The organism is Desmospora activa DSM 45169 (assembly GCF_003046315.1).
Lineage (GTDB): Bacteria > Bacillota > Bacilli > Thermoactinomycetales > DSM-45169 > Desmospora > Desmospora activa.
In genome coordinates this window covers 1,782,485-1,804,554 of sequence record NZ_PZZP01000001.1, presented here as the reverse complement: position 1 = coordinate 1,804,554, position 22,070 = coordinate 1,782,485, and the positions used below count along the sequence as shown (strand labels likewise).

Below are 22,070 nucleotides of genomic sequence, written 5' to 3'. Positions count from 1 at the left end.
TAACAGGCTTAAATCAAAATAGTTCCTTTAACAGCCGGTCCCGTGAGGCCGGGAAGGAAACGAACCGCTGAAAGTGATTTTTGGCGGATCATCGGCATGTGAATCCTCGTCATCTCGGCTGTTTGACGACGGACGAGCCGCTGCCTTCTTCACTCCTTCCCCGCAAACGGGAAGGAGTTTCTTTTAATCGGAGGGAGGAGAAGTCATGTTGAAAACAAAAGTGGGTCGCCGTCATTTGATCGATACGGATGAACTGACAGTGGAAGAGATGGAAACGCTCTTTGGACGCGCTGCTTACTGGCGCGATCATCCGGAAGCCTGGTTTCAGACGGGAAAAGGGCGCTTTGTCGCCAATTGGTTTTTAGAGCCCAGCACCCGTACCCGCGTCTCCTTTGAAGTGGCGGAAAAACGGCTGGGAATGGAGACGATTGATCTCGACGGAGAAACCTCCAGCACGGTAAAGGGAGAATCTTTCTATGACACCTTGCGCACCTTGTCTGCGATCGGGGCGGAGGTGGTGGTGGTGCGCCATGCGGGGGTCGGTACACTGGCGGAGATGGCTTGGGAGAACCCAGGGGTCTCTCTGGTCAATGCTGGTGAAGGGAATGGTGGCCACCCGACACAAGCCCTCCTCGATCTGTTTACCATGCAGGAACACTTTCGGGAGTTAAAAGGGCTGACCGTAGCCATTATCGGCGATATTCGCCATAGTCGGGTGGCACGCTCCAATTACTGGGCGCTAAAAGCATTTGGAGCCCGAATCATCCTGGCAGGGCCGGAATCGATGCGGAACCCCTCCCTGGAAGAGAATGCCCCTTATCTACCGGTGGATGAGGCGATCCAACAAGCGGATGTGGTGATGATGTTACGGGTACAACTGGAACGGCATCGTGAAACTCTATTTTCATCTCCGGACGTCTATCGCCATGCATATGGCTTGACACCGGAACGGCTGGAGGCGATGCAGCCTCATGCCGTTATGATGCACCCGGCTCCCGTCAATCGCGGTGTAGAGATTGCAGATGAGTTGGTGGAACATCCACGCTCCAAGATTTTTGAACAGATGGCCAACGGGGTTTGGATTCGGATGGCGGTACTGGAACGAGCGATAGAAGGAGGAAGATGGCGATGACCCTATTAAAAAATGGAAAAGTGATCGGGAATGGAGGGAAACTTTCTCCTGCCGATATTCGGATTCGGGACGGGAAAATCATAGCGATTGCTTCGCAATTGGAAGTGGACCCTGGTGAAGAAGTGATTGATGTAAAAGGAAAACTGATCATTTCTGGTTTGATCGATCTTCATATCCATCTGCGTGAACCGGGTTTTGAGCAAAAAGAGACGATTGCCACCGGTACCCGTGCAGCCGCCAGAGGTGGATATACCGTTGTCGCCTGTATGCCCAACACCGCTCCCGTTACCGACAGCCCGGAAGTGGTGGAACGCATCCTGGCCAGCAACCGTGCCGGCGGCAGCGGTGTGCGAGTACTGCCGATCGCGGCCATTACCACAGGGCTAGCTGGGGATCGCCTAACAGATATGGCGGCGTTAAAAGAAGCGGGAGCGTTTGCGGTTTCCGATGATGGGGTCGGTGTACAAAGTCCGCGTATGATGAAGGCGGCGATGCGGGAAGCCGCTCGGTTGGGGTTGCCGTTGGTGGCTCACTGCGAGGAAGAGGATCTGCTTATCCCTGGTGCCTGTGTCCATGAAGGGGAATTTGCTCGCAAACACAACTTGCCTGGAATCCCGCCGGAAGCGGAAGCGATCCATGTGGGACGGGATATCTTATTGGCGGAGGATACCGGAGTTCATTATCATGTTTGCCATGTCAGTGCAGAGTCGTCGGTGTGGCTGATCCGGGAAGCGAAGGCACGAGGGCAGCGGGTGACGGCAGAGGTAAGCCCTCATCATCTGCTGTTGTGTGATACCGACATTCCCGGACCAGACCCCGCTTATAAAATGAACCCTCCCCTGCGCAGTGCCCGGGATCGGCAGGTGCTGCTGGAGGCGTTAAAAGACGGCACCATCGATTTTATCGCGACGGATCATGCCCCACATACAACAGAAGAAAAAGAGCGCCCCATCACGGAAGCTCCCTTTGGCATTGTTGGATTAGAGACTGCTTTTCCGCTGCTTTATACCCACCTGGTACAAAATGGTGAGTTAACGCTGGCAGAATTGGTGGATAAAATGACCCGCATTCCCGCAGATTGCTTCAATTTGCCCTGGGGGGTGCTAAAAGAGGGCGCCGTCGCGGATATCGCAGTGATCGACCTGGAGCAAGAAAGGGAAATCGACCCCAAAACCTTTCTCTCCAAAGGGAAGAACACTCCTTTTTCCGGCTGGAAGGTACAGGGCTGGCCGGTGATGACCCTAGTGGAAGGGCGTGTGATTTGGCGGGAAGATCAGGATTGAAAAGCTAAAAGAGAAGAAATCAATCGGAGGAGGGAGAGCCATGCGCGCAAAATTGTTGTTGGAAGACGGAAGCAAATGGGAAGGCATTTCTTTTGGAGCCGAAGGGGAATCGATGGGGGAAGTTGTTTTTAACACTGGTATGACGGGTTATCAGGAGGTACTGACCGATCCCTCTTATTGCGGTCAGATAGTGACCATGACGTATCCCTTGATCGGAAACTACGGCATCAACCGCCATGATATTGAATCCCGTCGCCCGTTTGTACACGGATTTATCGTGCGGGAGCAGGCGGAAGCGCCCAGCCATTGGCGCAGTGAACGCAGTATCGGCCATTGGTTGAAAGAGTACGAACTCTTAGGCTTGGCTGGGATTGATACCCGCCAACTGACTCGTCGCATCCGTGTCCACGGCACGATGAAAGGAATTCTCTCCACCAAGGAGGAGTCGTGGGATGCCTTGGCTGAACGCCTGGATCGGCAAGCGCTGATGCAGGATCAAGTCGCCCGTGTCAGTACCCAGAGCATTCATACCGCTCCCAGTTACGGGCCGCGTGTAGTGCTGATGGACTTTGGCGCCAAATACGGATTGCAACGGGAGTTGGCCCGACGTGGTTGCGATGTGGTGGTGGTTCCCCATCACACCACCGCAGAAGAGATTGAGCGTCTACGCCCAGATGGAATTCTGCTTTCCAATGGACCAGGAGATCCCAAGGATGTTCCTCATGCTATCCGCACGGTGGCATCGCTGTTGGGGCGGTACCCGTTGTTTGGAATTTGTCTGGGGCATCAATTGTTTGCCCTTGCTTGTGGAGCGGATACGGAAAAGATGAAATTTGGTCATCGCGGCAGCAACCATCCGGTAAAAGAGCTAGCCAGCGGTCGTACCTGGATCACCTCTCAGAATCACGGCTATGCTGTTCGCAACGAATCGCTTACGGGAACACCGCTGAAGCTAACCCATGTCGCGTTGAATGACGGCACCTGTGAAGGTTTGGAACATCAAGAGTTACAAGCTTTCTCTGTGCAGTTTCATCCGGAGGCTGCTCCCGGTCCCCATGATTCCGAGTCGCTGTTTGATCGGTTTGTAGCGGGATTACAACCTGATTCATCCCTGCGAGAAGGAGGAAACATCCATGCCTAAAGATCCATCGCTAAAAAAAATATTAGTGATCGGCTCTGGTCCCATTGTGATCGGTCAAGCGGCGGAATTTGACTATGCTGGTACCCAAGCCTGCCAATCACTGCAGGAAGAGGGCATCGAGGTGGTGTTGATCAACAGCAACCCCGCCACTATTATGACGGATACCGATATAGCAGATCAGGTTTATATTGAACCGATGACACCGGAGTTTGTCACCCAGGTGATCCGCAAAGAGCGTCCGGATGGGCTGCTTCCCACTTTAGGCGGGCAAACCGGCCTCAACCTGGCGGTAAAGCTGGCTCAATCTGGTGTGTTGGAGCGGGAAGGGGTACGCCTGTTGGGTACGGAGCTGGAGGCGATCACCTGCGCAGAAGACCGGGATCGCTTCCGCAGCCTGATGCAAGAGATCGAAGAGCCGGTACCGGAGAGTGCGATTGTCCATTCCATCGAGGAAGCGGTTGATTTCTCCCGCGTCGCCGGTTTTCCCCTGATTGTACGTCCCGCTTATACCCTGGGCGGAAGTGGTGGCGGCATCGCCTCAACAGAAGAAGAGCTGCGGGAAATCGTCGACAACGGCATTCGCTATAGCCCTATCGGTCAATGTCTGATTGAAGAAAGCATCGCCGGATGGAAAGAAGTGGAGTATGAGGTGATGCGAGATGCGGCGGATAATGCCATCGTCGTCTGTAATATGGAAAACTTTGACCCGGTTGGGGTGCATACTGGTGACAGCATTGTGTTTGCCCCAACGCAAACCTTATCGGATCGGGATCATCAGATGCTACGCAGTTCTGCTCTCAAAATTATCCGCTCCCTCGATATTCGCGGTGGCTGCAATGTTCAGTTTGCCCTCGATACTAACAGCTTCCAATACCATGTGATTGAAGTTAATCCGCGGGTGAGCCGCTCGAGTGCTCTTGCCTCCAAAGCGACAGGTTATCCCATCGCCCGGATTGCGGCTAAAATTGCCATCGGTTATACCTTGGACGAATTGACCAACCCGGTTACTGGTCAAACATCCGCCTGTTTTGAACCGACCCTGGATTATGTGGTCAGCAAGATTCCGCGCTGGCCTTTTGATAAATTTACTACGGCAAACCGCAAACTGGGAACACAGATGAAGGCTACCGGGGAAGTGATGGCGATTGGGCGTACCTTGGAGGAGTCACTGTTAAAAGCGGTCCGCTCCCTTGAATTAGGCTTGGATCATGTGCAACTGCCTGAGGCGGAAACAATGACCCGTGATGAGCTGCAACAACGGTTACACGTTCCCGACGATGAACGTCTCTTCCTAGTGGCGGAGTGGCTGCGTCGGGGCGAATCGTTGCAGGAGTTACAGCAATTGACCCAGATCGATCCCTTTTTCCTAAGTAAGCTGGAAAACATCATCCGACTGGAGCGGGAACTGGCTGCTGCACAATCGCTGACGAAAGATCGTTTGTATCAAGCAAAGCGAGCCGGTTTTACCGATGCGGCCATCGCCCGTATCACGGATAGGGTGGAACAGGATGTAACCCGCCTACGCAAGGATTGGTCAATCCGACCCGTCTACAAAATCGTCGATACTTGTGCGGCGGAATTTGAGGCGGCTACTCCTTACTACTACTCCACTTATGAAGAAGAAGACGAAGGAAAGGCCGGGAAAAAGCCGACGGTATTGGTGTTAGGGTCCGGCCCCATTCGTATCGGCCAAGGGGTGGAGTTTGATTACGCTACAGTGCATGCGATCCGGGCAATCCGGGAAGCGGGACTAGAAGCGGTGATTATCAACAATAATCCGGAGACGGTTTCAACGGACTATAACATTTCCGATCGCCTTTATTTTGAGCCCTTGACGACGGAAGATGTGTTACACGTGATTGAGAAAGAGAAGCCGATGGGTGTGATTGTCCAGTTTGGCGGGCAGACCTCGCTTAATCTGGCTCGGGATTTAAAGGAAGTGGGCATTCCCATCTTAGGCACGCCGCTGGAGGAAATTGACCGGGCGGAGGATCGGGAGAAATTTGAACGCTTACTGCAACAACTCCATATTCCGCAGCCGCCGGGAGTGGCGGTTACGTCGGTGGAAGAAGCGGTGGATGCTGCCCAGGAGTTAGGTTTTCCAGTGTTGGTTCGCCCCTCTTATGTGTTGGGGGGAAGGGCGATGGAGATCGTCTACAGCGTAGAGGAGCTACGCTCTTATATGGATGCCGCTGTCAAGGTGAATCCGCGCCACCCCGTTCTGATCGATCGTTATCTGCGTGGGCGTGAGATCGAGGTGGACGCGATCGCCGATGGCAAAGAGGTGCTGGTACCTGGAATTATGGAGCATATTGAGCGAGCCGGGGTTCATTCCGGTGATTCCATCGCCGTCTATCCGCCGCAAACGGTAACAGCGGAACAAAAACAGCGGCTGGTGACGATGACGGCAGAAATCGCCCGTGCCCTTAACACCAAAGGATTGATCAATATCCAGTATGTCTTGCACAAAGGTGAAATCTACGTGCTGGAGGTGAATCCTCGTGCCTCCCGTACCGTTCCTTTCCTCAGTAAGGTGACTGGGGTTCCGATGGCACAAATCGCTACCCGTATCATGCTGGGAGAAAGTTTGGCCGACCAGAAATATCCCCACGGGTTATGGCCGGAAAATGGCGATGTAGCCGTCAAAGCGCCGGTCTTCTCCTTTGCCAAACTACGTCGGGTTGATGTGACACTGGGACCGGAGATGAAATCGACAGGAGAAGTGATGGGACGTGATCGCGATTATGCTCGTGCCGTCTATAAAGGCTTACTGGCGGCGGGGGTATCGTTGCCGCGTTTTGGCACGGTGGTAACCACGATCAGCGATAAAGAAAAAGAAGAAGCGCTGCCCTTGATCCATCAATTTCATCGCTTAGGCTATCAGATCGTTGCCACTACGGGAACAGCGGATCTGTTGGAGTCGGAAGGAATCCCGGTTACCCGGGTAAACAAACTAAAAGAAGGCTCTCCTCATATCCTGGATTGGATTCGCCAAGGAAAAGCGGATCTGGTAGTCAATACCTGGACTCGAGGAAAGACGCCGGAACGGGACGGCTTCCGTATTCGGCGAGAAGCGGTGGAGCATGGCATCGCTTGCTTAACTTCCCTTGACACAGTAGAAGCCCTCCTAACTACACTGGCGTCGATTTATCTGACGGCGGAGCCGATCGGTCGCCCGCTACAAACGACGGATGCGCAAGAGGTATTGGTATGACAAGCATCGGTTCAACGGAGGCGGAACGGATTTGGATCGCCTTGGATTTTGCCAGTGAGGAGGAAGCGGAGCGATTTTTGCAAAGGTGGCCGCAAGAGGTGCGACCGGCGGTAAAGGTGGGAATGCAGCTCTTTTACGCTGCTGGTCCCCGCTGGGTGGCTCAGTTGGTGCAAGCGGGATATCCCGTCTTCTTGGATTTAAAATTGCATGATATTCCCCATACGGTGGCCAGAGCGACCGAATCGCTGGCCCATCTGGGGGTCCGCTGCACCACATTGCATGCCACCGGTGGACGAGCCATGATGGAAGCGGCGCGAGAAGCGGTGGATCGCGCTTCAAGCGAGCGTCCGATGGCGCTGCTGGCGGTGACACAGTTGACCAGCACTGATCGGCGTCGCATGAACAGCGAGATTGGGATACCCGGTAGTGTGCGGGATTCGGTGGCTAAGCTGGCACAGTTGGCCATTCAGGCGCGAATGGATGGCGTGGTCTGTTCCGGTGAAGAGGCGGGCTGGATTAAAACGGAGGTAACCACGGAGTTGTTGACAGTGGTGCCCGGTATCCGTTTGCCAGGGGACGATCCTGGGGATCAGCGGCGGGTGATGACCCCGGAGGCTGCGTGGCGAGATGGGGCGGATCAGTTGGTGGTGGGACGTTCCATCACCCAGGCCAGCGATCCAGTGGCGGTATATCAACGCATACAAGAACAATGGATTCAACTGCAAAAGGAGGAGCGATAAGATGCAATCATGGACGCTGGAGGCAGCGATTCAACGTACCGGTGTGCTGAAAGAAGGACATTTCCTGTTGTCCTCAGGGCGCCATAGCGCCCAGTATATGCAGTGTGCACAATTGCTGCAACACCCCGCAGAATCAGAGGAAGCCGGGCGTGCCTTGGCCGCTTTGTTTGCGGATATGCCGGTGGATGTTGTGGTAGGGCCGGCCCTCGGTGGAGTGATTATTGCTCATGAGACAGCACGGGCCTTAGGAGTACGGTGTCTGTTTGCCGAGCGCAAGGAGGGGCGCATGACTTTGCGTCGCGGTTTTACGGTTCAGCCGGGGGAAAAAGTGTTGGCGATTGAAGATGTGGTGACCACTGGTGGCTCTGTCGGCGAAGTGGTTAAGCTGTTGGAGGAGATGGGTACTGAAGTGGTCGCCATCGGCACGATCGTGGATCGCAGCGGTGGAACAGCCGCTTTTCGCCAACCGTATCGCGCCTTGATGAGTCATACCATCGACAGCTATAAAGCGGAAGAGTGTCCGTTATGCCGCAAAGGAATCCCGGTGGTAAAGCCGGGAAGCCGGGAGTCGATCAAGTCATAAATCTTACGCGTTGAAATGGAAAAGCCGGACAGGGAATAGGCTCCCGTGTCCGGTTTTTTATGATTTTGGTTGGTTGATATGCAAACACGTTTCTTTCCCCTGATTGCTACTTGTTTATCCGTTTGAATAAAAAGGCCGATTGTCTTTTACCTGAAAGGAATCCTGAAAAATGTCTAACCTGATGGGGGTTATCTTACGACCAACGCCTTTCCACTTCTCAATGGGAAGGATCTCTCGTATTTCCTAAAAGGGTTGTTTTCCATCCCACAATCGATTCAGTGGTAAAGCCCGCTTCTGACATTACCCATGGTTCAACCGTTTATCTGCTGTAATAAGCTCCATCCGATATAAACGGCTACCCCCCAGATGATCAAGGCGGAAACACGGTTGAGCCGTCGCAGCCAGCGGCCGGAGCGGTCCCGTTTTTTGAGCCAGCGTCCGGCGAGGATCAGTCCAAGAAACCACAACCAAGAGACAATGATGCAAGCGAGGGTAAAGGCCCCTTTTTCCATCCCATCGTAATGGAGTGAGCTGGTTCCGATCACCCCGACGGTATCCAAGATGGCATGGGGGTTGAGCAGGGAGACGGAGGCGGCGAAGCCGATTTGTTTTTGTGGAGAGAGAGGGGTGGCTGCCGTTTCATCGGTGGCTGGGGTGCTGTTCCACACCGACCAGCCCATATAGAGTAAAAACAGAAATCCGATCCCGAAGATGGTCATTTGCAGCCAAGCGAATGACAGCACCAACAGCGAGATGCCCAACACCGCCAACAGGATAAGAAGCGTGTCACAGAGAGAGGCGGTTAATAATGCGGGCAGCGCCCGCCATACCGTCGCTTGATTGGCGCCTTGGTTAAATATGAATACATTTTGCGCTCCTAAAGGCAAGATCAGTCCAAAAGCAAGAATGACTCCGTGTATCGTTGCTTCAAGCAAAAAGGTGCCTCCTTTTTCGCGTGTCCCTGTTGATTGATTGGATGATCAGCGGCGAATGGATTTGTCGTTGCTTTTAGATCTGGTGATAAAGGATTATTTACCTGCCATCTTCTGAATCCCCGCCTCTATCCATCCCCAGGGGAGTCGCTTCAACCCTGCCAAGGTACGGATGCCGCGACCACGGGCATATCGCAATTTGGGACGTCTGGAGCGGGCGATGTGCCGAATCGTATCCGCCACCTCCTGGGGGTCTCCCGCTTTTTTCTCTAAGCGTTCCATAAACCCTTGATAAGGGTAAAGTTCAGTGCGATAGGAAGAATCTTCGCGTTGATGGGTGACCCGTTTATGGACAATGGCTGTCCGGTAATAACCCGGTTCCACCAAGCTGACATAAATGTTAAAAGGGAGCAGTTCCAAGCGAAGGGACTCACTGTATCCTTCCAGGGCGAACTTAGAGGCGCTATAAGCACCTGTGAGCGGGAATCCGATTAAACCGGCTCCGCTGCTGACATGGATGATTTTACCCGACTGTTGTTGACGCATATGGGGTAGAACCGCTTGTACCATAGTGACGGTTCCCAACAGATTGGTATCAAACAATTCACGCCAAGCGGTAAGCGGTGTTTCTTCTACCGGCCCTAACACCGCACAGCCCGCATTGTTAACCAAGATATCGATTTGACCGTGGTCCTTCACAACCCCCTCCACAACGGTATGGACGCGTTCTTCCTCCCGCACATCCAGGGCCTTGATCTCAATGCGCTCCCATACATCCAGACTTTTCGCCTCTTCGGTCAGGGCTCGTCCCTTATCCGGCTCACGCATCGTGGCAATGACATGAAAGCCCGCACGGGCCAGTGTAAGCGCGGTATAGAAGCCGATACCGCTGGAAGAACCAGTGATCAGGGCAACGGGTGGCTTTTTTATTTTAATCACTCCTTTAGACCCCGTTCTCGTACTTGTTAAAGATTTGTCACAGATTCCTTTTTATATAACCCATCGGCAGTAATTTTGCAATAGTGACTCAAAAAATAGCAATATTACTTATGGAGGGTATTTGTGTCTCCCCAATAATGTGGAGACAGTGGCTTTGTTTATTGAGGATGGTACTATTGCCCCTTCAGAGTACAGGTAAGTAGAGCAAACACAGGTAAAAGATAGAATAAAGGCCACCAGTAGAAGAAAGAAGACCAAAAACCTTCTACTCACGAGGAAAGGATTGAACGCTTAATCCCAATTGCACAAACGGTGATGGAACGGATGAAGGATCTTTAAAGAGAATGAGGTCCTTAGCATTGAGCTAAAGACCGCATTCAATACGGTAGCCTTTTTGAGAGGCTATATATCGTTATTCTTGTACATATACCGATACCGACCCGCCGTTAACGGGAAATTCACCCCAACCGTCGCTGTTGATGGTTACACGGTCGGAACGGTTGCCGGTTAGATCCACCCAGGTTTGGCCGGCGCGAGATTTGCCGATATACATCCATTTAGAGCCACCGGAGCCGTCGGTTAAAATGGTGGCAAGGCCGGATTTGGGATGATCCGCATCGCCTTCCCGCGTCCATCCGATGATATCAGGATGATCGAAGTAATCGTGCTGTGGCCCATAGGCATAGGTTTTGCGGGCTTCCAATAACGGATCGATCGACGCGTTCATCGCTGGGATCTCCCCGTCCCCCGTGCCAAAGTAATCCCCATAGAATACGCTGGGGTAGCCGGATTCGCGGGTAAGGATCAAGGCGTAAGCCTGAGGTTTAAACCATTCTTCTACGGTGGATTCCAGTGATTCACGGGGTTGAGTATCATGGTTGTCGACAAAGGTAACGGCATGGACGGGATGAGCTTTAACCAAGGTTCCATCCAATATCCGACGCATATCATACTGACCGCCAGCATTGGAAGCGTCATAAAGGTTGTAGTGAAGGGGCACATCAAACAAAGAGAGGGACCAGCCAGTTTTGTTTAGGTAATTCTCAAGGGCGCCTACATTGTTGGCCCAATATTCACCCACCGCAAATAATTCTTTGCCGGTGGAGGAGCGAACATCTCGCAACCACTCAGCGATATAGGCGAATTGAATATGTTTGACGGCATCGAGGCGAAATCCATCCAATTGTGCTGTGTTGGCAAACCAGGTTCCCCAATCTTTGAGCTCCTGACGTACTTCGGGATGGTCCATGTCCACATCGGCTCCCAACAGGTAATCGTAGTTGCCATTTTCAGTGTCCACTTCCCAATCCCAACCCTTGCCGTCACCGCGGAATTGATAGATGGCGTTTCGTTCTTGTGATTGGTCCCAATCGACGCCGTCAAAATGGTACCAGCGCCATTTAAAATCGGAGTAGGTGTTGTCACGCCCGGGAAAATCAAACCGTGTCCATGCTTCAATGGTGGTATCTCCCCCAATTTCCTGATTGCGATTGCCGCCGTTTACCTCGACGGCGGTTACGGTTTCTGTCTCATCGGCTCCTAATTTATGATTGAGTACGACATCGGCGTATACTTGGATGTTCTGGTTGTGCAGTTGACTGATCGCGGCTTGTAGTTGGTCCTTGGTTCCATACTTGGTGCGAACCGTCCCCTTTTGATTAAACTCACCCAGATCGTATAAATCATAGGCAGAGTAGCCGACATCGTTTTGTTGCATCCCTTTGTAAGCGGGGGGAATCCAGACGGCGGTAATCCCTTTTTCTCTGAGTGCCGCCGCATCTTGACCTAAACGATTCCAGTGGTTACCGTCATTGGCGAGGTGCCATTCAAAGTATTGAAATAAGGTACCATTTGTGGCGGTATGCTGTGCTTGCGTCGGTTGAACCGGAGTCAATAAAGTTAAGAACAAGGAGAGGATCAGCAGAGCGACCATGATGACCGGGGAGAGACGCTTTAAGCGAAACATGGAATTCACTCCTTTGTAGAGAATGAAGCGGGCCAGTTAAAAAGACATTTTTGGGAAAGCGTTTTCATAGAGGGGCAAAAAAATCAACCAAACGCGCATCAATCGGTTTGTGCAACCGGTTTCATTATATCAGATTTTTGTGAAGGATAACCATTTTTTACCCGAAAGGATTGAGGGAAAAGTGTGCGACAGACGCGATTGGAGGAGTATGAATAAATTTTAACGGCTACTGTAGTGATATTAAGCGTATTTTGAAGGATACATGATACTGATAAGAGTGGGCTCCACAAATTTGTTCAGGGGTAAAACTAAGCCAATGAAACGGCTTCCATTTGTTGTGAAAGCGTTTCCTATTGACAAGAGTCGATTGATTGGATACGATTTTTACGAAAACGTTTTCGGAGGTTGTCAATATGGCTGTAACCATTAAAGATATCGCAAAAGCGGCAGGTGTGTCGGTAACAACTGTATCCCGTGCTTTGAACGGTTATCGGGACATCCATCCCAACACCCGGAAACGTGTACTGAAAATTGCGCAAGAGTTAAATTATCGTCCCAGTGGAATTGCTCGCAGTTTAGTGATGAAGCGGTCGCAAACCATTGGTTTGATCGTCTCCGAGATGACGCACTCCCGGATGGGGCATCATTTTTTGTTTGATGTGATTTGTGGAGTCAATGATCAGGCAACGACGTTGGGGTACGACCTGATCTTGGCGACGACCAGCCCCCATGAACAACAAGTGGTACCGTATATGGAGTTGTGTCATCGGCGTCAATTAGACGGCGTCATCCTGTTAGGCGTGCGGACTCATGATCCATATTTGCAAGAAGTGTTGCAATCTTCCATCCCTTGTGTCTTGATCGATGTACCGGTTTCAGGGGAGCGATGCAGTCATGTCACCCTCGATAACCGCGAAGGTGCACACCAAGCAGTGGCCCATCTGATCCGCGATGGCCATCGACATATCGGCTTTATCAACGGTCACCGTGAAGCTTTTGTCAGTGAGGAACGATTACAAGGATACCGTCTTGCGTTGAAGGAAGCGGGATTGACGGGTGAGGAGCGAGTCTTTTACGGAGATTTCGACGAGGCTTCCGGCAGTGAAGGAGCCCGGCGTCTGTTGGCAGAGCATCCAGATCTGACTGCTCTCTTTTGTGCCAGCGACCTGATGGCGATTGGAGCGATGCGGGAGCTGAAAGCGATGGGGAAAAAGGTGCCACAGGATATTAGTGTGATCGGATTCGACGATATCGATCTTGCCCATTATGTCACACCTGCCCTGAGCACGGTACACCAACCCCGCTATCAGTTTGGCACACAAGCAGTAGATGTAATCGTCAATTTGTTAAAGGGAGAAAAGGAGGAGCCGGTTGTGTTGGCTCCGGAGCTGCTGATACGGGAAAGCAGCGGCTCGATGCCAGTTTTGGAAAAGCGTTGAGATTTAAAGATTAAAGCGTGGTATTTCAGGGGAGTGAGCGACCCCTTGATCTCCTGCGCAGGGTTATAGACGGCAATTGAGCGTAAAACTGAAAACGTTTCCGTTAACGTTTTCGGAAAAAGTGGAGGGAACCATTTTGACACAAGTGATCAAAGAAGGAAATCTCTTTTTATACAGTGATCCATGGGGAAACTTACCGCAAGAAAATTCACAAGGATTCGGTTTGTATTATCGTGATACCCGCTTTTTAAGCCGCCTGGAGTGGAAATTGGACGGTGTTGGAATCGTTAATCTTCATGGGAAGGCGGATGGTCCTGAAAGCGTTTACCGGTATACCAACGAGGAAGTAAAACGGAACGAAGACGTCGTTTTTTGGCGGGAATCGCTGGAGATTGAGCGACGATGTTGGCTTTATGGCGGGGTGCTGTATGAAAGCTTCCGTTTTCACAACCTGGACCGTCAAACGTTGGATACGCAGTTGGAATTAATCCTGGATGCCGATTTTGCCGATATGTTTGTCGTTCGTGGCTTTCAACACGGCAAGTTAGGTGAGAAAAAGCCGCTTCAGCTGATGGATGATGGTATTCGCTATGCTTATCACGGTGCGGATAATGTCACCCGCTCGTTGGAAGTAAAAGTAGAACCCCGAGCTCGTGTCGGTGAAGATGGAAGCCTGCTGATTCCGCTTTCGCTCGCGCCTGATGAGGAGAAGGAGGTGAGTGTTACTTACCTTTTGTCTGTCGGTGATGAAAAGATGGAAGCGATTCCGCGAAAGGAAGCTTGGCAGCTGGCCCGTCAAGGTTTGGCGGAATGGGTGGTGCAGTGTCCGGAAGTGGAGTCGGACAGCGTTGATTTTAATGCGATGGTTCGGCGCAGCTTAGCCGATATGCGGATGCTTTTGATCGATAAGGGGGATGGTGAATTCCCGGTTGCCGGACTTCCCTGGTATGCGGTTCCCTTTGGCCGGGACAGCCTGATCGCCGCTTGGCAGAGCATGGCCATCCGGCCGGAATTGGCCAAGGCTACCATTCGAACGATGGCCCGTTATCAAGGAGAGAAACTGGATGGATGGCGGGATGAAGAGCCGGGCAAGATTTTGCATGAAATCCGATACGGTGAATTGGCGGGGACAGGTCAGATACCCTTTACTCCCTATTACGGTACGGTGGATGCAACACCGCTATTTTTACTCCTGATCGGGGAGGTATACCGCTGGAGCGGGGATTTGGACTTTGTGCGGGAGCATGTAGAGCATGCAAAGAAAGCATTCGACTGGATCGATCAATACGGGGATCCCGATGAGCGGGGATATACCGTTTATCAACGGAAATCGGAAAAAGGCATCGGCAACCAAGGGTGGAAAGATTCCGCCGACTCCGTTGTCCATCGTGACCACACCTTGGCTGAGGCTCCCATCGCCCTGTCGGAAGTACAGGGTTATGTGTATCAAGCACGGCGGGTCTGGTCGACCCTCTTTCGGCAACTGGGAGAAGGGGAGTGGGCGGACAAACTGACGAAACAGGCAGATGAGTTACGAGAGCGGTTTCGACGCGACTTTTGGATGGCGGATGAATCGTTTCCGGCACTGGCACTGGATAAGGCCAATCGACAAGTGGGAACGGTTACATCCAATCCCGGCCATTGTCTGATCGGTGATCTATTGGAGCAAGAGCAAGCAGCGGCCGTCGCCCGTCGTCTGCTCTCCCCAGATCTCTTCTCCGGCTGGGGGATTCGCACCATGAGTGCTACGGCACGCTCTTATAACCCGATGAGCTACCATAACGGTTCCGTCTGGCCTCACGACAACTCCCTTATCTTGTTGGGGTTAAAAGAAGGTGGCTTCCACCGTGAAGCGGAGAAGCTGATCCAGGGGCTGATCGATACGGCGGCACAATTTCCACAGCATCGCTTGCCGGAGCTCTTTTGCGGTTACGACCGCGAGCTCGGTGAGCCGGTTCCCTATCCGGTGGCGTGCTCGCCGCAAGCGTGGGCGGCAGGAACGGCATTTGTCCTCTTGCAGGCGATGACGGGAATTAAACCGGATCCCGACCGGGGGCGAATTTATCTACAGCCATCCCTACCGCCGGAAATGTCGCGTCTGGTGGTAAATAACCTGCGCGTTGGATCGGGTCAACTCGATATCCGACTGGTCCGTTCCGACGGCGTGGTACATGTACAGGTAGAGAAAAACTCGAGTGGTTGGCCGGTGGAGTTGGGTGGTAGTTAAGATTCCACTAGGTTGAAAGCCTTGGGATAACTGGATGTTGGTGCTCTGAATGCGAAAACTCTAGGTTTGGATTGTATCCGACGGAAATGCCTCTGGGGTACGATCAGCTCATCCCATACAGCTCTACGCGATGCCACCTTTTATCCTACGATTACCAACGTAGTCTTTTAGACGAAAACGTACCGTAAATTTTTCGGTTTTACTTGATATCGCCCATTTGGGCAACCATCAAACCAAGGAGGTTTAGGCTCATGAGACGTACCCGAGTGTTTAGCATGTTGGCGCTGTTGTGTGGTCTGTCCCTGTTGGTTACCGCTTGTGGAGGAGGTTCCAACGTAGGGGATAACGGTGAGATCCGGATTGGTGCCCAGTTTTCCAGTCCGGCGGAACGCAAAATTTTGGAGGAGCAAATCAAGGAGTTTGAAAATGAGAATCCGGATATTAAGGTGAGTATTCAAGCCATTACCGATGATTATTTAAAAGAGATGCAAACCTTGATTGGAGCCAAACGGGAACCGGATGTCTTTTATCTGGAAGGCATGCCGGCACCGGATATGATTAAGCTGGGTGTGTTGGAACCCCTGAACGACTATCTGGAAAAGAGCGGTGTCGATCCCGCTGATTTTGAAGATGCTTTGATCGAAGCTTACACCGAGGATGAACAGGTATACGGTTTGCCCAAGGACTATAACACATTGGCCCTCTTCTACAACAAAAAGATGTTTAAGGAAGCGGGACTGGAACCACCTACCACTTGGGACGAGCTGCGGGAAGCGGCGAAGAAGTTGAGTAAAGACGGGAGAAAAGGGTTGGCGATCAACCCGGAACTGGCGCGCTACCAACCTTTTGTCTATCAAAACGGTGGTGCTGTGCTGGATGAAGACGGCAACGCCACCCTGGACCGAAAAGAAAATGGTGAAGCGGTGCAATTCTTTGCCGATCTCTTCTTAAAGGATAAATCTGCCGGAGTTCCCAATGATATGGGTGTGGAGTGGGCCGGTGACGCCTTTGCGGAGGAAAAAGCGGCAATGGTGTATGAAGGAGGCTGGATGATTCCGTTTATAAAAGAAAAAGCGCCTGATTTGGATTATGGCATCGTCGAATTGCCGGCAAAGGAAAAAGGGGCGGAAAACGGCAACCTGGCATTTACAGTGGCTTATGTGATGTCCAAAAACAGTAGAAACAAAGACGCCTCCTTTAAACTGATTGAATTCCTCACCAGCGACAAAGGGCAGCAGTATGTAGTGGACAGCGGATTGGCGTTGCCTTCCCGTAAAGTGATGGGAGAGAAGTTTGTCGAGCAGTACCCGGAGCGGGAGCCCTTTGTCAAAGGGGCGGCTTATGCACAACCCTTCCAATACGGTGACTATGGTAATAAATTTGCCGATGAGGCGAGTAAAGCGGCGGAATCGGTGGTTCTAGGGAAGGAAAAATCGGTAGCCAACGCGCTTAAAAAAGCCCAGCAAAATTTGGAGAAGTGATGGAGTGAGAGTAGGGAGCCATAGTGCTCCCTCCTCCCTTGAAAGGAGGCACAACACATGGCGACGACAACTTCTCCTCCTAAACAGCAAAGGCAGCGATCTCCAAAGGCAGGTAGAGGCCAGAAGTGGACCCGCGATCCGATGATGGGTTATCTGTTTACCTTGCCGGTGATCGTCTCTCTATCCGTCTTTTTGATCGGCCCCATTATTTATGCGTTTTATCTCAGTTTTCAACAGTTTACTTTTCTCAATCCCGATCTGTCCCAGTTTGTTGGATTGGACAACTATACGCGTCTATTGACGGATGAACGATTTCACACAGCCCTCAAAAACACTTCCTTCTACTCCTTGGGTGTTGTGCCGGTACAGGTAAGTCTGGCTCTATTGTTGGCCTTGATCGTTAACAGCAAAATCCGGGGGAAAACCTTCTTCCGGGTGGCTTATTTTCTGCCGACGGTCACTTCCACCGTTGCCGTCTCCGTCATGTTTTTGTTTCTGTTTAAACGGGATGGCTTGGTCAATGCCTTTCTCTCCTTATTGGGAGTGGAGGGGCGCAGTTGGATGTTGGATGTGGATTTTGCCTTGCCGTCGATTATGTTGATGGCAGTCTGGACGACGGTAGGCCAATTTATGGTGATTTATTTGGCGGGCTTACAGGATATTCCCGCGGATTTGTATGAAGCGGCGGAAGTGGATGGAGCAGGTCCATTGCGGCAGTTTTGGCATATTACGCTGCCGCTGTTAAAGCCGACCACCTTTTTTATTGTGGTGATGTCGGTGATCGGTACCTTCCAGGTGTTTGACCAGATGTATGTCATCTCCAAAGGAGCCGGGGGACCGTTGGATTCCACTTTAACCGTGGTATTGTATCTGTATAATGTAGCCTTCCAGGATTTTGAGATGGGCTATGCTTCAGCCATCGCTTTCTTCCTGTTTGCGGTCATCTTGATTCTAACCTTGATTCAACGTAATTTCTTCGGTGAAGAGACACGGATGTGAGGAGGGGCTTTCCATGTGGAATCGCTTGTTGCGACTGTTGTTTTATACGGTGGTGGTGGGATATGCGTGCCTAACACTGGGTCCCTTCCTGTGGTCGACCTTCACCTCCCTAAAAGCGACACCGGATATCAATCAATTGTGGGTACCGCTATCTGACCTTACCTTTGCCAATTATGTCAATATCGTTTTTAGCGATCAGTATCCCTTTGCCCGCTGGTTTTTAAACAGTATCGTCGTGGGGTTGATCGTCACCGTTGGCAACCTGGTTTTTAACTCCATGGCGGGCTATGCCTTGGCTCGCATCCAGTTTCCCGGCCGCACTTTGTTGTTTATGACCATTTTGGCGGTGATGATGGTTCCCGGCCAGGTGATCCTGGTACCGACTTATATTTTGCTGTCCAATCTCAACTGGATCGATTCCTATGCAGGGCTGACGGTGCCGTTTTTGGTGCAGAGCTTTGGGATCTTTTTGATGCGTCAGTTTTTCCTGTCGGTGCCGCGGGAGTTGGAAGAAGCGGCTTTCTTAGATGGGTTAAGTCGCTGGGGTACTTTTTGGCGGATTGTGATGCCGTTGGCCAAACCGGCGTTGGCGGCGCAGACGATCTTTATCTTTATGGGGAACTGGAACAGCTTTATGTGGCCCAATCTATTGACAAGCAGCGATGCGATGTATACGTTGCCTGTAGGACTCAATACCTTGTACGGGGAATATGACGCCTTCTGGAACAATATCCTGGCAGGGGCCATGTTTATGACGATCCCGGTGATTATCGTGTTTATTATCTTCCAACGGCAGTTTATTAAAGGGATTTCGACGACGGGATTAAAGTGAGTGATTAGGTGCTCCACCGTCCCGACCGTAACCAAATTGCTTTGCCAAACAACCTCCTCCATGAACAATGGGAGGAGGTTGTTTGCGCGTTTATCCTACTTCGGTGGCAGTAGGAGGAGGGGACAGGGTATCGCAGTTGTCCGAAAAGTTGTATCATAAAAGTTGAAAATCGGTTGCTAATTTAAAACGGGGAGTGGATCGTTTTGATTGAAGATCCCAAGAAGATCGGAGAAATCCTCCGGCGGGTCAGAAAGGAAAAAAACCTCCGATTAGAAGACCTCGCCGATGACCATATTTCTCCCGCCACCATCAGTAACATTGAGCGTGGTGTCGCTCATGTAAAATTGGAAAAAACGCACTATTTAATGGGGAAACTAGATCTTTCAATGGAAGATCTTCCTGTGTATATGCAAGAGTATAAAGTGGAACAAGATGAAGCCCTGGTACGTTTATATTCGATTGAATGTAATATCGATTCGGGCAAGACCGGTGATGCACTTGAACGTTTAAAGGAGATGCGGGTACCTGACGGCCATCCGTTGGCACCTTCGGTTTATTTTCTTATCGGTAAATGCCATCGAAGTGCGAAGCGATGGAAAAAGGCGGAGAGTAATTTCCAAAATGCAATCCGTTTAGCCAGCTCGACGGGAGATCCCTATAATATAGAAGCAGCCGCATTTAATGAATTGGCTGTTGTGATGTTCTTTGAAAACAATTACGAACAAGCGCTGTCATTTATCAACAGCGGACTGGATGTGTTTAATGACAACGGTGAGCGCCAAGAGTATCGAAGGATCTTGGAGATCAATAAAGTTGCTTTTTTGGAGAAGATGGGTCGAATTCCGCAAGCCATTAAGTTGATCGATGAGCTGTGGGAAAACCGAAAATGGATCCGAAACTTTCATGCACTGACGCTCTTATACGAAATCCGCACCATCTTGTTTCGAAAAACACAGTTGCACCGGGAAGCGGTTGAGTGCGCGTTGGAAGGGATTGAAATCGCCCGGATGAATCGTCATTTTGACCGGGTATTCGATCTATGGTCTGCGTTGGGAACGACATATTTAGAAATGAACAAGTATGATATGGCAAAGCATGCTTTTCAAACAGCCTTGGACCATCTGCACATCTTGGATCATCCGCATCCCGTTGTTGACGTCTATTCACAATTGGGGTCGCTGTTTATGGAAGAAAGAGATTATACCACGGCGATGGATTACATTCGGAAAGGGGTGAATACAGCGAGGGAAGTGAAAGAGAAAGTCTCATTGTCCAAAGCTCTGATTGTTCTGGGTAAATGTCAAATTGCGCAAGATCAATACCGAGAGGCGACCGTCGCGTTACAGGAGGCTGTGGCTTTGACGGAAGAGTTGGGACGACGCGAAGAGTTGCGGGAGGCTGTTCTCCACTTGACACGAGCATGGCAATCGGTTGATGAAAACAAGTACCGAATATCACTTGAACGTTTGTATAAGATAGAATTAGAACTAACCCAAAAGGAGATCGCTTCCTATGCATTATATTAAGATCACTTTCTTCGCGGGTATATTGGCGGGGATTTTCTTCATTTGGGTGTCAGCGATTCCAACGTTCGATCCGTTCGTTTATGATGAATCGACGACAGATAGCGGAATTCCATCAACCGGTTGATCTCCAGTTTCCTCATCTGTATCTGTAAAACCTTCCTTGACGTTTCCATTGGAAGTGGTAAAGTAAAAAATGCCAGGCTAGATCATTGAGAGGAGATCGAGTGGTATGCAGGAGGAAACGTTATGGGAAGGCTCTCCTTCTCATGTGGCTGTGTTAGGGACTTATTTATTGTGTTTGTTGCTCTGTGTCTTAATTGTTCCTATTTTTTATGCGATTTGGGTGGGAATTAAGCTGAAGTCAACCCGTTATCGCTTGACGACGGAACGGCTTCAGATTACGACAGGGATATTATCCAAAAAGACGGAAGTGGTGGAGTTATACCGTGTCAAGGATATGACCTTGGAACAACCCTTTTTCCTCCGTCTCTTTTCCCGGGGGAAGATCCGTCTAATCACCTCGGATCAAACCATGCCCCAGGTTCATTTGGAAGCGATCGCCGACGCAAATGAGTTGATGGATGTCTTGCGTAAGCATGTGGAAGAACGTCGGGATCAAAAACGAGTGCGGGAAGTGGATGGGCTGGGTTAAGCCATCGTTTGATACAGGATAAGGAAGCATTCCCTTGTGGGAAGCTGGTGCGCCGTTGTTTGCGGCGCTTTTTTGTTTGCTGGAACATATACGACCCCATCGCTCATTTTGATTGATGTGACTTTCCTACTTCCTGCCGATATCCTCTCGGTGTCTGCCTTGTTACCCGTTTAAAACTGCGATAGAAGTGAGGGAGACTACGAAAACCGCATTTCTCGGCAATGGTGCTAATATTTTCATCGGTTTCAAGCAATAATGTTTTGGCTAAACTGATCCGTTTGGTTAAGAGATAGTCGGTGAGATTTAACCCTACTTCTTGCTTAAACAGACGGCTAAAGTGAGCGGTGGAGATTCGTTCTTTTGCTGCCAGCAGATCGAGGGAAAGGGCTTGCTCCAGATGGTCATCAATATAGCGAAGAACATGGTTAAAGGTAGAAAGGTTTGGGCGATGCGGTGACTCCTCTGCTTGTAGCGAATGACGGCTAATCTCAAGCAGACAGAGTTGTACCCAGGCAGCGATGGCTTGCTGGTGACCGTGTAATGGGGATTGGCTCTCTGCTTGCAATTTTTGTAAGAGATATGCAAAGGTTTGCCTCTGCTCTGCAAGGATGTGATAGCGGTATTGTTTCCGTTTTTTTGCTTCACGAATGATGTTGGCTTCGTGATCCGTTATCTGTGCCATCACAAGCGGGTGCAAAAAGATGACCGTCGAGGTAATCAAATGATCGTTTTCCGGCATGGCGCGATGGATAATGTTGCCGGGGATAACAAAGACATCTTCTGCTCGCACCTCATACAACTGTTGATCGATGAGAAAGGTGCCACTTCCCTTATGAACACAAATCACTTCATGCCAGTCATGGAGATGGTGCGGCAGCTCTTCTTCCGGTGTTTTCGTCTGATGATGAGAAATGCGAATCAGCCCGTCGCGGATGTCGCCGATGCTTTTTTTCACGAAAGCGGGTTTTTCTTTGTTCACAGCTT

The 22,070-nt window shown here is 50.9% G+C and carries 17 protein-coding genes; 13 read left to right on the top strand and 4 right to left on the bottom strand.

The genetic code is table 11. The features are described 5' to 3' along the window. The first annotated feature begins 205 nt into the window (after positions 1 to 205). From C8J48_RS08760 to pyrE, 6 genes are read left to right on the top strand one after another with little or no spacing between them, the layout of a single operon-like run. Positions 206 to 1,132, top strand: a complete 927-nt coding sequence (locus C8J48_RS08760) for an aspartate carbamoyltransferase catalytic subunit (RefSeq protein ID WP_107725977.1) — start codon at positions 206 to 208, stop codon at positions 1,130 to 1,132. Next, on the top strand, positions 1,129 to 2,415 hold the full coding sequence (locus C8J48_RS08755; RefSeq protein ID WP_425430453.1) for a dihydroorotase: 1,287 nt from the start codon (positions 1,129 to 1,131) through the stop codon (positions 2,413 to 2,415). Before C8J48_RS08760 ends, C8J48_RS08755 begins: the two co-directional genes overlap by 4 nt. Positions 2,416 to 2,455: 40 nt before the next feature. Continuing rightward, positions 2,456 to 3,556 carry a glutamine-hydrolyzing carbamoyl-phosphate synthase small subunit gene (carA, locus tag C8J48_RS08750; RefSeq protein ID WP_107725972.1) on the top strand — a complete coding sequence of 367 codons (1,101 nt, stop codon included), beginning with the start codon at positions 2,456 to 2,458 and terminating at the stop codon, positions 3,554 to 3,556. Continuing rightward, a complete protein-coding gene (carB, locus tag C8J48_RS08745; RefSeq protein WP_107725970.1) occupies positions 3,549 to 6,770 on the top strand; it encodes a carbamoyl-phosphate synthase large subunit in 3,222 nt (1,073 codons plus the stop codon). Before carA ends, carB begins: the two co-directional genes overlap by 8 nt. Then, positions 6,767 to 7,510 carry an orotidine-5'-phosphate decarboxylase gene (gene pyrF, locus C8J48_RS08740; protein WP_107725967.1) on the top strand — a complete coding sequence of 248 codons (744 nt, stop codon included), beginning with the start codon at positions 6,767 to 6,769 and terminating at the stop codon, positions 7,508 to 7,510. Before carB ends, pyrF begins: the two co-directional genes overlap by 4 nt. Before the next feature lies 1 nt (position 7,511). After that, positions 7,512 to 8,093 (top strand): orotate phosphoribosyltransferase, encoded by a 582-nt coding sequence (gene pyrE / locus C8J48_RS08735; protein WP_107725965.1) that lies wholly within the window; start codon positions 7,512 to 7,514, stop codon positions 8,091 to 8,093. Positions 8,094 to 8,404: 311 nt separating this feature from the next. Here pyrE and C8J48_RS08730 read toward each other — a convergent pair whose 3' ends face one another. From C8J48_RS08730 to amyS, 3 genes are all read right to left on the bottom strand, one after another. Beyond that, positions 8,405 to 9,028 carry a LysE/ArgO family amino acid transporter gene (locus tag C8J48_RS08730; RefSeq protein WP_107725963.1) on the bottom strand — a complete coding sequence of 208 codons (624 nt, stop codon included), beginning with the start codon at positions 9,026 to 9,028 and terminating at the stop codon, positions 8,405 to 8,407. 93 nt (positions 9,029 to 9,121) lie between these two features. Next, positions 9,122 to 9,964 carry an SDR family NAD(P)-dependent oxidoreductase gene (locus C8J48_RS08725; protein ID WP_170105311.1) on the bottom strand — a complete coding sequence of 281 codons (843 nt, stop codon included), beginning with the start codon at positions 9,962 to 9,964 and terminating at the stop codon, positions 9,122 to 9,124. A 412-nt stretch (positions 9,965 to 10,376) separates the two neighbouring features. Next, positions 10,377 to 11,897: an alpha-amylase gene (amyS, locus tag C8J48_RS08720; RefSeq protein ID WP_245891199.1), complete on the bottom strand. Its 1,521-nt coding sequence runs from the start codon at positions 11,895 to 11,897 to the stop codon at positions 10,377 to 10,379. 446 nt (positions 11,898 to 12,343) lie between these two features. Between amyS and C8J48_RS08715 the strand changes: the two genes are divergently transcribed. The 7 genes from C8J48_RS08715 (at position 12,344) to C8J48_RS08685 (ending at position 21,086) form a co-directional block, all read left to right on the top strand. Next, on the top strand, positions 12,344 to 13,369 hold the full coding sequence (locus tag C8J48_RS08715) for a LacI family DNA-binding transcriptional regulator (protein WP_107727663.1): 1,026 nt from the start codon (positions 12,344 to 12,346) through the stop codon (positions 13,367 to 13,369). A gap of 145 nt (positions 13,370 to 13,514) precedes the next feature. Further along, positions 13,515 to 15,596, top strand: a complete 2,082-nt coding sequence (locus tag C8J48_RS08710) for an amylo-alpha-1,6-glucosidase (protein ID WP_245891198.1) — start codon at positions 13,515 to 13,517, stop codon at positions 15,594 to 15,596. 251 nt (positions 15,597 to 15,847) lie between these two features. Continuing rightward, entirely contained in the window at positions 15,848 to 17,077 is a 1,230-nt protein-coding gene (locus C8J48_RS08705) for an ABC transporter substrate-binding protein (RefSeq protein WP_107725957.1), read from the top strand. A gap of 57 nt (positions 17,078 to 17,134) precedes the next feature. Further along, positions 17,135 to 18,076: a carbohydrate ABC transporter permease gene (locus C8J48_RS08700; RefSeq protein ID WP_107725955.1), complete on the top strand. Its 942-nt coding sequence runs from the start codon at positions 17,135 to 17,137 to the stop codon at positions 18,074 to 18,076. A gap of 13 nt (positions 18,077 to 18,089) precedes the next feature. Further along, on the top strand, positions 18,090 to 18,908 hold the full coding sequence (locus tag C8J48_RS08695) for a carbohydrate ABC transporter permease (protein ID WP_107725953.1): 819 nt from the start codon (positions 18,090 to 18,092) through the stop codon (positions 18,906 to 18,908). Between the two features lie 203 nt (positions 18,909 to 19,111). Then, positions 19,112 to 20,434 (top strand): helix-turn-helix domain-containing protein, encoded by a 1,323-nt coding sequence (locus C8J48_RS08690; RefSeq protein WP_107725951.1) that lies wholly within the window; start codon positions 19,112 to 19,114, stop codon positions 20,432 to 20,434. Between the two features lie 229 nt (positions 20,435 to 20,663). Further along, positions 20,664 to 21,086, top strand: coding sequence for a PH domain-containing protein (locus C8J48_RS08685; RefSeq protein ID WP_107725949.1), 423 nt, complete (start codon positions 20,664 to 20,666; stop codon positions 21,084 to 21,086). Positions 21,087 to 21,189: 103 nt separating this feature from the next. Here C8J48_RS08685 and C8J48_RS08680 read toward each other — a convergent pair whose 3' ends face one another. Then, entirely contained in the window at positions 21,190 to 22,065 is an 876-nt protein-coding gene (locus tag C8J48_RS08680) for an AraC family transcriptional regulator (RefSeq protein ID WP_170105309.1), read from the bottom strand. Positions 22,066 to 22,070 lie beyond the last annotated feature (5 nt).